The organism is Paractinoplanes tereljensis (assembly GCF_016862435.1).
GTDB classification, from domain to species: domain Bacteria; phylum Actinomycetota; class Actinomycetes; order Mycobacteriales; family Micromonosporaceae; genus Actinoplanes; species Actinoplanes tereljensis.
Genome location: NZ_BOMY01000021.1, coordinates 1 through 11,858, shown reverse-complemented (window position 1 = coordinate 11,858; position 11,858 = coordinate 1). Strand labels below are relative to the sequence as shown.

Sequence of the window (11,858 nt, the reverse complement as noted above, 5' to 3'; positions counted from 1 at the left end):
TATGGTGATGACACGCCATGTCATTACGGAGGTCGTCGTGTCGAACGAAGTCTGGATTCTGGGCGGTACCGGCCGCAGCGCCCGAGCAATCGCCGCCGAGCTGCTGCGCCGCGGGGTAGAGCCCGTCCTGGTCGGCCGGGACGAGGCCCGGCTGACGGCCGCGTCACCGGGTGGAGGTCGCGTGGTGGTGGCCTGGGACGTGGCGGCGATGGCCGCCGAGATCCGGGGCCAGCGGCCGGCCGTGGTGATCAACACGATCGGGCCGTTCACCGTGACCGCCGCCCCGATCATCGAGGCGTGCCTGCCCGGCACCCATTACGTGGACCTGGCCAACGACGTGGCCGCGGTCGGCGTCGTGCTCGACCGGCACGAGGCGGCCACGGCCGCCGGCCGGACGCTGGTCACCGGGGCCGGTTTCGGCGTGACGGCCACCGAGAGCGTGGTGGTCAGCCTGTGCGAGGGCCGCCCGCAGCCGTCCCACGTGCGGGTCGACATGATCCCGTCGCTCGACCTGGAGGCCGGGCGGCTGGGCGAGGCGCTGGCCGGCACGATGCTCGAAGGCCTGCCCGGCGTCGAGGGCGGCCGCCGCTTCGGTGGCCGTCGCTATCGGTCCGGCCGGCTCGCCCCCGCGCAACTGGCCGGTGAGCCGCTCGACCTGACCCTGCCGGACGGCGACACGGTCACCACCGCGAGCATGCCGCTCGGCGAGCTGATCGCCGCCCAGCGGGCCAGCGGAGCACCGTCGGTGTTGTCGGCGTCCAGCGAGGCGCCGTCGTCACCGGTGATCCGGGCGGCGCTGCCGATCGCGACCGCCCTGCTGTACCTCGCACCGCTGCGCGCCTTCGCTATCCGCCGCCTGGCATCGGTCGAGTTCAAGGCCCGCAAGCGCCCGCGCGAATTCTCCTGGGGTCACGCCGTCGTGCGCTGGCCGGACGGTTCGACCGCCGAGGGCTGGCTGCGGGTGGGTGAGGCGCAGTCCTTCACCGGCGCGGTCCCGGCCGAGGTGGCCAAGCGCCTGCTGGCCGGCGAGGGAAAGCCCGGCGCGCACTTCCCGGCGGCCCTGTTCGGCCCGTCCCTGGCCGAGTCCTGCGGCGGCGAGTACGTCAGTGCCCACAGTGGTCACGGCCGCCGTTAGCGGGTTGGTTGGGGTTGCCTATGATCGCTGTCTGACGGCCGCCCGATCGAAGGGGTTTTCTGATGACCGAGCCCAACATCGACACGAGTCGGCCCAGCAGTGCTCGGGTCTGGAACTACCTGCTTGAGGGCAAGGACAACTTTGCCGTCGACCGGGAGTTGGGGGAGGCGCTTAGGGCGGCCAACCCGGCGATCGTGGGGGTGGCCCGCGAGCAGCGGCGGTTCCTCATTCAGGCGGTCACGCTCTTCGCCGGGGAGGCGGGGATCCGGCAGTTCCTGGACATCGGGACCGGGCTGCCGACGGCCGACAACACCCACGAGGTCGCGCAGCGGGTGGCGCCCGACTCCCGGATCGTCTACGTCGACAATGACCCGCTCGTGCTCGTGCACGCCCGGGCGCTACTGACCAGCTCGGCCGAGGGGAAGACCGCGTACATCGACTCCGACGTGGAGAACCCGGAGCGGATTCTCAGCGAGGCCGCGCAGACGCTCGATTTCAGCCGGCCGGTCGCGCTGACCATGATCGGCATCCTGGGTAACGTCGCCGACTACGACCAGGCCAAGTCGATCGTCCGGACGCTGCTCGCCGCCGTGCCGTCGGGCAGTTACCTGGCGGTCAGCGACGGGACCAGCACCAGCGCGGAGAGCGTGGAGAGCCAGCGGGTCGCCAAGCAGAGCGGGCACCCCTACAACCTGCGTACGCCCGAGGAGATCGAGGGCTTCTTCGAGGGCCTGGAAATTCTCGAGCCGGGCGTGGTGTCGACCTCGCAGTGGCGGCCGGAGCCGGGCACCTCGCCGGGGCACCTCGACGTCTACTGCGCGGTCGGTCGCAAGCCGTAAGTCACCGGCGCCGGACGTGGTAGATCATGTCCTCCCAGTCCGGCGAAGCGGACTCTGGAAGTAGCCCGGCCGCGATCGCGCAGCGCACGCTGGCGACGTTGCCGGGCTCGATGCCGGCCGCGAACAGCACCACGTCGGCCACCTCGGGCGCGTCCATGCAGGCGCGCAGGATGGCCACGCCGAATCCCTGTCGCCACCGGCGTGGGTCCACGACGTACGCGAATCCCATCGCCGGACCGGGCTCGATCTTGTCGACGACCGGGCCGTCCGGGCCCTCGGAGTACCGGCACCAGCGGTCGTAGACCTCCCCGCCGATGTACCCGACCGCCGTCCCGTCCCGGTCGAAGGCCACCCACGTGTGCGAGCGCAGGACCCGGAGTCCGCGAAAGAGCTCGTCGGAGTGGTCGGCCCGCGGGACCGGCCACGAGGGACCGCCCAGCCAGCGATTCACCTCGGGGTGGTGGAACCAGGGCTGTACGAGGCTCAGCAGCGAGGTGTCGAACGGGCGCAGCACGACCACCCGACGAGTGAACCACACCGGTTATTGACTGATCTCTATCGAAGGCGCCAAAATCTCGGGACAGTTAATTCAAGCTGTGAAAATACTTTCCGAGGGGACCCCACCGATGTCCCGTACCCGTATCGCGGCCGTACTCGCCGCCGTCCTTGCCACCGCCGGCTTCAGCGCCCCGGCCCAGGCGGCCGCGGCCACCACCGTGCAGGTCTATCTCAGCTCCGAGTCGCGCACCGCCGGCTACGAACCGAAGAACGGCAACTGGTACACCAACCCGGCCACCGGCCTGGCCGGCACGCCCTATCAGCTCAGCAAGCAGGCCGACCTGGCCACCGCGGCGGCCGGCGGCACGGCCACCATCACTGTCGACACGAGTCAGCAGTTCCAGTCCGTACTCGGCGTCGGGTCCTCTCTTGAAGAGTCGACCATCTACAACCTTTCCCGGATGAGTGCGGCCGGCCGGGACGCCGCGCTGCGGGCGCTTGTCGACCCGGTCAATGGGGCCGGGTTCAACGTCGCGCGGATCACCCTGGGCACGAGTGATTTCACCTCGCATGAGTTCTATACCTATGACGACGGAGTTGCAGATCCTTCGCTGGCCCGGTTCTCCATCCAGCGCGACATCGACTACCACATCATCTCGACGCTGCAGCAGGCTCTGACGATCAACCCGGATCTGAAGATCTTCGCGAGCGCGTGGAGCGCGCCGCCGTGGATGAAGACCAGCAACAACATCATCGGCGGAAGCCTGCTCAGCCAGTACATCCCGACGCTGGCCACGTATTACGGCAAGGCGGTCCGGGCGTACGCGGCGCTGGGAATTCCGATTCTTGGTCTTACCCTGCAGAACGAGCCGTTGTTCTCGCCGGCCGACTACCCGGGCATGCTGGTCTCGGCCGATCAGGAACGCCAGCTGGCCAAGGCGGTGCGGGCCGAACTGCCGACCACCAAGATCTGGGCGTTCGACCACAACTTCTCCGAGGGCGCGTCGTACGCGGCGGGCGTGCTCACCGCCGACGCCCGCTCCTCGGTCGACGGGATCGCGTTCCACGACTACGCCGGCGAGCCGTCGGTGATGGCGACGGTCAAGGCGACGTACCCGGAGAAGGACGTGCTGATGACCGAGCGCTCGGTGTGGGGGACCGCGGGCGCCGACCGGATCGTGCAGTACTTCCGCAACCAGGCCACGCTCTACGAGGGCTGGGTGTCGATGCTGGACCAGAACCGCTCGCCGGAACGCTGGTCCGGTTCGCCCGACCCGACCATGCTGGTGCAGAGCGCGTCGGCCCCGGACACCTTCTGGAAGACCCCGGACTACAACATGGTCGCCCAGTTCTCGAAGTTCGTGAAAGCCGGCGCGAAGCGGGTGGCCAGCAACTCCGCCGGCTCGGTCTCCAACGTCGCCTTCGTCAACCCTGACAACTCCCTGGTCACGGTCGTCGTCAATCAAACAACTGCAAACCAGACCTTCGCCGTACGGGCGGGAGCGCGCCAGTTCTCCGCGACGCTGCCGGCCAAGACGACCGGAACCTACGTCTGGGCGGGTGCCGGCGACGCGGGGGCAGGCCCTTCCCGCACCGGTCAGATCACCGGTTACGGCGGCAAGTGCGTCGACGTGGCCGGGGCGAGCTCGGCCAACGGCGCCGCGGTGCAGCTCTACACCTGCAACGGCACCGCCGCCCAGTCCTGGACGGTCGGCACCGACGGCACCGTGCGCGCGCTCGGCAAATGCCTCGACGTGACCTCGGCCAGCTCGGCCAACGGCACCAAGATCCAGCTGTACGACTGCAACGGCACCACCGCCCAGCAGTGGACGGCGAACGCCGACGGCACGCTGCGGTCGCTCGGCAAGTGCCTGGACGCCACCGGCCCGAGCTCGGCCGACGGCACCCGGCTGCAGATCTGGGACTGCTCGGCGTCGGCCAACCAGAAGTGGACGCTACCGGCCTGAGGCCTCGTAGTACTCCTTCATCGACGGGTAGTAGTCGTCGAAGCTCGGGTGGGGCTGGTCGTCGCGCGCGGCGACCAGCCCGTCCAGGTAGTACTCCCAGCCGGGCCCGACCTCGCCGACGTTGTCCTTGGCCGTGAGGTGGTGGGTGAACCGCAGCTCGGTCACCCCGGCGGTCTCACTCAGCACCATGTCCAGGCGCCATTCCTGCCCGGCGGACATCGACAATCGGCGCGGCGGCTCGCACGCGTCGATGGTCATGTCCATCCAGGGTTTGCCCTCCTCGTGGACCATCTGCACCTTGATTGTTTTCCCGGGTCCGGCGTCGCCTTCCCACGGGCCGAACCAGCGCGCTGTGCGCTCCGATTCGGTGATGCTGGCCCAGACGTCGTCGATGGGCGCGCGGAACGTGCGGGTCAGCACCAGGTCGTTGCCGAACAGCCGGCCGGTGGGAATCATGCGCTCTCCTTGTTCTCGGCGGCGGTGTGCCGCTCACGGCGGGTGCGGTAGACCTCGGTCTCCAGCGCGTCGAGGTGGTGCTGCCAGCCGGCCGGGCGCATCAGCTGCCCGAGCCACCCGGCCAGCTCGTCGAGCGGCGTGGTGACCAGCGTGTAGACCCGGCGGCGCCCGTCGGCGGTGTCGCGCACCAGGCCGGCCTCGCGCAGCACGCGCAGGTGCCGGCTGACGGCGGGCCGGCTGATCGCGAACCGGTCGGCGATCTGCCCGGCCGAGAGCGCTTCGTCGCGCAGCATCAGCAGGATCTCCCGCCGCACGGGGTCGGCGATCGCCCCGGTTACGTCGTCCACGCGGTGAAGCGTAACCGATGAGTTACACGTTTGCCCATTGCCCCTTAGTGCAAACAAAAACGAACATGATCCATCGCTTATTGACGTTTTCCTGCGTTCGGGCGTAGACCTCGGAGGTCGACATCCTTCGATCTCCTTTCCCCGGGAGCACCCCCATGCGAAGACTCGTCCTGCTCACCCTGTTCATCGGCCTGCTCGTCGGCATCCCCAACGCCGCGCACGCCGCTGCCTCCCTGCCCTGCGACATCTACGCCGCGGCCGGCACCCCCTGCGTGGCCGCGCACAGCAGCACACGGGCCCTGTTCGGCACCTACGGCGGCCCGCTCTACCAGGTCACCCGCGCGTCCGACGGCGCCACCCACGACGTCGGACTGCTGGCCGCCGGTGGTTACGCCAACGCCGCCGACCAGGACTCCTTCTGCAACGGCAGCACCTGCGGCGTCACCAAGATCTACGACCAGACCACCCGGCACAACGACCTCACCGTCTCGCCGGCCGGCACCGCCGGCCCGGCCGACTATCCGGCCGACGCCAGCGAGCTGGCGGTCACCGCGGGCGGCCACAAGGTGTACGGGATCTGGATCTCGCCACAGCACGGCTACCGCCGTACGGCTGGATCCGGGGTTGCGGTTAATGGGCAGGCCGAAGGCATGTACATGGTGGCCAGCGGCACCCACGTCGGCTCGGACTGCTGCTTCGACTACGGCAACGCCGAGATCCAGGTCGCGGACACCGGCAACGGCCACATGGACGCCGTCAGCATCGCCACCACCTGCTACTTCGCCCCGTGCACCGGTTCCGGCCCGTGGGTCGAGGCCGACCTCGAGAACGGCATGTTCCAGGGCGCCAACGGCTCCAACACCGCCAACCTGGGCAACAACAGCACGTACGTCACGGCTCTTTTGAAGAACAACGGCCAGACTACGTACGCGCTGAAGGGCGGAAACTCGCAGTCGGGCGGCCTGAGCACCTGGTGGAACGGCGCGTTGCCGAACCGCGGCGGCTACATCCCGATGCACCAGGAAGGCTCGATCATCCTGGGCACCGGCGGAGACAACAGCAACCGCAACATGGGTACGTTCTTCGAGGGCGTGATGACGTCCGGCTATCCCACCGACGCCGCCGACAACGCGGTCCAGGCCAACATCGTCACGGTCGGCTATTCCGGCCAGACCAACGTCCCGAACGGCCCGCGTGGCACGGTCACCGGCCCCGGCGGCAAGTGCATCGACGTCGCCGCCAACGACACCGGCGTCAACGGCACCGCGGTGCAGCTGTGGGACTGCCAGTCGTACGCCTCCGACCAGCACTGGCAGCACTACGCCGACAACACCCTGCGCACCCTGGGCCGTTGCCTGGACATCGTGGGCAACGGCACGGCCGGCGGCGCCCAACTGGAACTGTGGGACTGCAACGGCGTCGGCGGCCAGAAGTGGGTGCAGCAGGCCGACGGCTCGCTGCGCAACCCGCAGTCCGGCCGCTGCCTGGACTCGCCGAACGGCACCACCGCCAACGGCACCCGGTTGCAGATCTGGGACTGCAACGGCGCGGCCGCCCAGAAGTTCGCGGTCAACGGCGGCGGTGCGGTGCTCGGCCCGGGCGGTAAGTGTGCCGACGTGGCCGCCGACGACACCGGCGGCAACGGGACCGCGGTGCAGTTGTGGGACTGCCAGTCGTACGCGGTCGACCAGCACTGGTTCCACAACAGCTCCTTGCGCACGCTGGGCCGCTGTCTCGACATCGTCGGCAACGGGACCGCCAACGGCACCCAGGTCGAGTTGTGGGACTGCAACGGCGTCGGCGGCCAGGTCTGGCAGCAGCAGGCCGACGGTTCCCTGCTCAACCCGCAGTCGGGCCGCTGTTTGGACTCCCCGAACGGGACCACGGCCAACGGGACCCGGCTGCAGATCTACGACTGCAACGGCAGTGCGGCCCAGAAATTCGCACTGAGCTGAGCTTTTTGCGCGGCGGCCGTCACTTCGCGGTGGCGGCCATCCGCTCGATCTCCGCTTCGACCAGGGCGGGCTTGTCCTTGGGCACGTCGTGCGAGCTGCCCTGGGCGGTGACCAGCGTCCGGCCGGGGCCGGCGGCTACGAACGCGGCGGCCGCGTCCCGCCAGCGCTGAGCGTCCTCCGGAGAACCGTCGAAGGGCGTCTTCTCCGACACGATCACGGTGACCGGCACGTCGTCCGGCCAGGAGACCTGGTGGTAGGCCTGGTGCGTCGGGCCGAAGTCCTCGGCGGTGGCGATGAGCTGGCGGTTCGCCTTGGTCGACGGCTGCTTCTTCAGCTCCTCGATCTGCGGTGCGGTGACCGCGACGAGCCGCTGGATCTCCGCATCGGTGAAGAACTGCGGCAGGTTGGCGTCTACCAGCACTGCGCCGTCGAGCACGCCCGGGTTGGCGCCGGCGAAGTAGCCGGCCACCTCGCCCGCCTGCGAGTGGGACACCAGGACCACGTTCTGCGTGACGCCGAGATCGCTCAGGCCGGCCTGCAGGTCAGCGGCGGCGGCCCGGCCGTCCCACGGACCCTTCACCTCGTCGCTCGCCCCCATACCGGCCCGGTCGTAGGTGATGATCCGCGACCCGGTGGCCTGCGACAGCTGTGGTACCAGCGCGTCCCAGTACGAGGAGTCCTCGCCGCCGCCGGCGTCCAGCACGAGGGTGGGTTCGTGCCCGGCGGTGACATGGAAGGCGAGCCGGCGCTGGTCGTGCGTGATCATGTGCAGACCCGCGGTGGGTTCCGGGCTCGCCATGGCCGCCTTTGGCGTCGCTGATTCGCCGCATCCGCCGACTGCCCCCACCACGAGGACGGATAAGACGAGGGCGGTCAGTTTTTGTGAGGTCATGGAGGATCACTCTTCGCCGTTTCCTGGCTCCGCTCGATCCTGCTGACCACCCGCTCGTGCCGGGGGCTAGCCCTACCGCCGTTGTAGGGTTCCGGACCCTGCGCGCCGTCCACAGTGGTCGTCGTGGATCATACGGTCGTCGCGTTCGGGGGCTGGAGGTCTTGGTGGCGGTCGAGGTTCGGATCCCTGCTGCGTACGTATCGTCAGGTTGGGGCACGCCCACGGTGTGCGCCCGGCACGGCGAACCGCTGGTGGAGCACAAGCGCGTGCAGTTCGCGTCGCCGGTGACGCCCGCGGCGTACCTCCTGGTCCTGCTGGGTTTGATCGGTCTGATCATCCTGGGCGTCATCTTCGGCAACCGGAAACAGGTCCGGGCGGCGGCCTGGCCGTTCTGCGCCCAGTGCCTGACCCGGCGAACGAACGCGGTGTACGCCGGCGCCGGAGTGCTCCTCGGCGGCCTGATCGTGATCGTGGTGTCGGCGACGATCCAGACCGACGAGGGCGCGATCAGCACCGGCCTGCTGCTGGGCGCCCTGGTGCTGATAGCCGGCGGAGTCGTCATGTCCCGCTCGAGTTGGGCGGTGGTCGCCGGCGGCCGGGCCATCGAGGGAGGCCAGACGGTCCAGTTCCGGCAGGCACACGAGGCGTTCGTAGCCCAGGCCTTGTCCGCCCAGCAGGTAGCGGCCCAGCACTACGCAGCCCAGCAGGCAGCAGTAGCCGCCATGTACAACACACAGCAGCCAGGCCCACCCACGCCGCCCTCACCCGACGCCGTTCCCGCGCCGGGCGCTTCTGCGGTGCCGGGTGCCTTTGCCGCGCCGGGCACTCTTGCGGTGCCGGGTGCTCTTGCCGCGCCGGGCGCTCCTGCCGTGTCGGGCGCTCCTGCTGTGCCGGGCGCTTTTGCCGCGCCAGGCGCTCCTGCCGCGCCAGGCGCTCCTGCTGTGTCGGGCGCCGAGGATTTGCGGCCGGCGCCGGCGGATGCTCTGTCCACGCCTGCCGCGCCCACGGACGCTTTGTCCACGCCCGCTGCTGTGCCGCCGCCCACCGATCAGACCTGATCCCGCCACGCCTGCGGAGCGTCGGGGCCTCGATCAAGCGAGCGTGAGAGGCCAGCCGGCGTTGCGGGCCATATCGTCCCGGCCGCCGCGGATGGCGCGGTAGCTGCTCGATGCCCCAGGCCGATGTGGATCCGGTAGTCGCCGCAGCAGCGGATCCCAGGCGTGGGGAGCCCGTGCTGTCGCAACAGCACGGGGCTCACCCCCAGCTGAAGCTCAGCTATCCGTTGCCCAAGGCGGTGGCCTGGCAGGAGAGCGGCTGGCAGAGCAACATCCACAACTGTGACGGCGGCGCCGGGATCATGCAGGTCATGTCGGCCACGGTCGACATCCCAGGCGGGAGGAGCCCGTGCTGCCGCAGCAGTAGCGGATCCCAGGGGGAGCCCGTGCTGCTGCAGCAGCAGCGGAGCCCAAGCGGGAGGAGCCCGCGCCGGCGGAGCCGAGCGGGTATCCCTACCGAGGCTCGATCGTCACATGCGAGATTTGAGGACGTCGACCTCGCAGCCCGGGGCGAACGGGTCGAAGCCGTGGTCGGCGAGCCAGCGGACGTTGAGCAGGCTGCGAAGCGACCACCAGGCGCGGATGGCGGCCGGATCGGCGCCCGGGCCGTAGCCGGCGAGAACGTCGGCGAGGCGGTCCTCGTGGCCCAGCGTCAGCGTGGCGAGGTCGAACATCGGATCGCCATGGCCGGCCTCGGACCAGTCAAGCACCCCGGTGACCCGATCCCCGTCGGTGAAGATGTGCGTGATCTGCAGGTCGCCGTGGGCGAACACCGGCTCGAACGGCCGAAAGGCGGCCTCCGCGACCGCACGGTTGCGGGCGACCAGCCCGGCCGGCAGAACGCCGTTCGCAACGAGCAGCTCACATTCGGCTTCCAGCTCCGCGTGGACCACCGAGTCGGCGCTGCGCCCGGCCCGGGCGGGCAGCGGCGCATCATGCAGGGCGCGGACGGCAGCACCAGCCGCGGCCCAGGCCGCAGCCGACGCGGGCGACGGCTCACCAAGCCGCCCGAGGGCCTCACCGGACAGGGCGCCGAGCGCAATCACCGACGGCTTGCGCCACAGGATCGGCGCCGTCGGAATCGGCGCCGCACCCATAGCCGCAGCCTCAGCGTCCAGGCGAGCCGGGTCGCCGTCCACCTTGAGAAACACGTCGCCAACGCGCAGCGTCACCCGCTCAGAGTGAGCAACCACAACCTGAACCTCATCCACGCAGGCCAGTATCGCGAAAAGCCCACGCAGCCGCCCGCGCTTTATCGCCCGGTCGCCCACCGATCCTCCGTCTCCGGTAGTGAATTGTTTCTTTGATTGGTCACGCAACCGATTTCCGGCTCCGGATTTCATTCAGGATTGGCATGATCGAAAATTGGCGGAGCGGTTCGGCGGCGCGGGAGAATATTAGGCATGCGGTACCAGCAGCTTCAGCTATTCGACCGGTCCACAACTACTTCGCTGCGGGACCGCACAAAAGCACGTAACTATTCTCCTGAGAAAGACGATTTCCGCCGCGACCATGCGCGTTGGCGGCGGCGGTGGGGACTTCCTCGCCGTTATGCGTGGAAGCGGTGCCGGTCGCAGGGCTGCTCGCGTGAGTGCGGCGAGTTGGGTCTGCATGATGAGGCCGAGGCGGTCCCGCCGTTGATCTGGCCTGAGGAGGCGACTTGCCTCGAGCGGCCGTCGCCCCCGCCACCCAGCCGCGGTGTTCCACCTGGCAGTGACCTGTCACCGGGCGGCGACCAACGGCCCGGCGGGTCCGGCGCCGCCGGGCAGGCGATGTCCCAGAGCCGGACAGAAATGGTGCCGCACGCCGGCCCTGCGCACCGGGAAGTCGCTGCTGGCCGAGCTGTGCCTGCCCAGAGTGAAGACGCTCCTGCTCGGCCCGAGCCTGCGCAGGAGAAGGCTGCTGTTGCCCGGTCCGAGCCTGCAAAGGAGGAGGGTGCTGTTGCCCGGCCCGCGTGTGCGCAGGAGAGGCTGCTGCTGACCGGCCTGGGCCTGCCCAGAGGGAAGGTGCTGGTGGTCGGCCTGCCCCTGCCACAGGGGAAAAGTGCTGGTGGTCGACCCGAGCCCGTGCAGGAGAAAGGAGCCGGAGCCGGACGGCAGGCCGGGGCAAGGCCGCAGGTCCGTCCCGCAGGCCCAGCAGGCCGGGTGGGCGATGCAGTGCGCGCCGGCGATGCCAGCTACTTCGGCCCGGTGCGCCGCACCGAACCGGCTGGCCGTGGAGGACCGGCAGGACACAACGAACAACCTCAACCGCCCGACACCACCACGCGGCCCAGACCCGGTTGGCGCCCAACCCGCAAGACCCGGCGGCCGCAACGCCGCTGGCGCCATCACCGGCACGCCGACGATGGCCGAACTACGACCAGGGGCCCGCCGCGGCCGTTGTGGGGGCACACCTACAGGCCCCTGGCCCCTGGCCCGGACCTGGGAGCCGGACCTGGGACCGGGACCTGGGACCGGGACCTGGGACCGGGACCTGGGACCCGGACCCGGACCCGGACCCGGACCCGGACCCGGACCCGGACCCGGACCCGGACCCGGACCCGGACCCGGACCCGGGTCCGGACCCGGACCCGGACCCGGACCCGGGAGCCGGACCTGGGAGCCGGACCCGGGACCCGGACCCGGGAGCCGGACCTGGGAGCCGGACCCGGACCTGGGACCCGGACCTGGGACCCCGACGACCCGGACCTCGGACCTCGGACCTCGGACCTC

General features: G+C 69.9%; 10 protein-coding genes and 1 pseudogene. 6 read left to right on the top strand and 5 right to left on the bottom strand.

The window, feature by feature from the left end:
* The first annotated feature begins 37 nt into the window (after positions 1–37).
* Positions 38–1,135 carry a saccharopine dehydrogenase family protein gene (locus Ate02nite_RS14430; RefSeq protein WP_203805532.1) on the top strand — a complete coding sequence of 366 codons (1,098 nt, stop codon included), beginning with the start codon at positions 38–40 and terminating at the stop codon, positions 1,133–1,135.
* Positions 1,136–1,197: 62 nt separating this feature from the next.
* A complete protein-coding gene (locus Ate02nite_RS14425; protein WP_203805530.1) occupies positions 1,198–1,974 on the top strand; it encodes an SAM-dependent methyltransferase in 777 nt (258 codons plus the stop codon).
* 1 nt (position 1,975) lies between these two features.
* Here Ate02nite_RS14425 and Ate02nite_RS14420 read toward each other — a convergent pair whose 3' ends face one another.
* Positions 1,976–2,512: a GNAT family N-acetyltransferase gene (locus tag Ate02nite_RS14420; RefSeq protein WP_203805528.1), complete on the bottom strand. Its 537-nt coding sequence runs from the start codon at positions 2,510–2,512 to the stop codon at positions 1,976–1,978.
* 88 nt (positions 2,513–2,600) lie between these two features.
* Between Ate02nite_RS14420 and Ate02nite_RS14415 the strand changes: the two genes are divergently transcribed.
* Positions 2,601–4,439: a ricin-type beta-trefoil lectin domain protein gene (locus tag Ate02nite_RS14415; RefSeq protein WP_203805526.1), complete on the top strand. Its 1,839-nt coding sequence runs from the start codon at positions 2,601–2,603 to the stop codon at positions 4,437–4,439.
* Here the strand turns inward: Ate02nite_RS14415 and Ate02nite_RS14410 are convergent.
* Positions 4,428–4,895, bottom strand: coding sequence for an SRPBCC family protein (locus tag Ate02nite_RS14410; protein WP_203805524.1), 468 nt, complete (start codon positions 4,893–4,895; stop codon positions 4,428–4,430). The genes Ate02nite_RS14415 and Ate02nite_RS14410 overlap by 12 nt on opposite strands.
* Positions 4,892–5,242, bottom strand: coding sequence for a metalloregulator ArsR/SmtB family transcription factor (locus tag Ate02nite_RS14405; RefSeq protein ID WP_203805522.1), 351 nt, complete (start codon positions 5,240–5,242; stop codon positions 4,892–4,894). Before Ate02nite_RS14405 ends, Ate02nite_RS14410 begins: the two co-directional genes overlap by 4 nt.
* 155 nt (positions 5,243–5,397) lie before the next feature.
* On the opposite strand from Ate02nite_RS14405, the gene Ate02nite_RS14400 reads away from it, so the two are divergent.
* A complete protein-coding gene (locus Ate02nite_RS14400) occupies positions 5,398–7,197 on the top strand; it encodes an arabinofuranosidase catalytic domain-containing protein (protein ID WP_203805520.1) in 1,800 nt (599 codons plus the stop codon).
* Between the two features lie 19 nt (positions 7,198–7,216).
* On the opposite strand, the gene Ate02nite_RS14395 is transcribed toward Ate02nite_RS14400, so the two are convergent.
* Entirely contained in the window at positions 7,217–7,996 is a 780-nt protein-coding gene (locus tag Ate02nite_RS14395) for an alpha/beta fold hydrolase (RefSeq protein WP_239147409.1), read from the bottom strand.
* A 344-nt stretch (positions 7,997–8,340) separates the two neighbouring features.
* Between Ate02nite_RS14395 and Ate02nite_RS14385 the strand changes: the two genes are divergently transcribed.
* Positions 8,341–9,147, top strand: a complete 807-nt coding sequence (locus Ate02nite_RS14385) for a hypothetical protein (protein WP_203805859.1) — start codon at positions 8,341–8,343, stop codon at positions 9,145–9,147.
* 224 nt (positions 9,148–9,371) lie between these two features.
* Positions 9,372–9,473, top strand: a pseudogene (locus Ate02nite_RS49990) (transglycosylase SLT domain-containing protein); the annotation flags it as partial.
* 141 nt (positions 9,474–9,614) lie between these two features.
* Here the strand turns inward: Ate02nite_RS49990 and Ate02nite_RS14375 are convergent.
* Positions 9,615–10,415 carry a phosphotransferase gene (locus tag Ate02nite_RS14375; protein ID WP_239147408.1) on the bottom strand — a complete coding sequence of 267 codons (801 nt, stop codon included), beginning with the start codon at positions 10,413–10,415 and terminating at the stop codon, positions 9,615–9,617.
* Between the last annotated feature and the right edge of the window lie 1,443 nt (positions 10,416–11,858).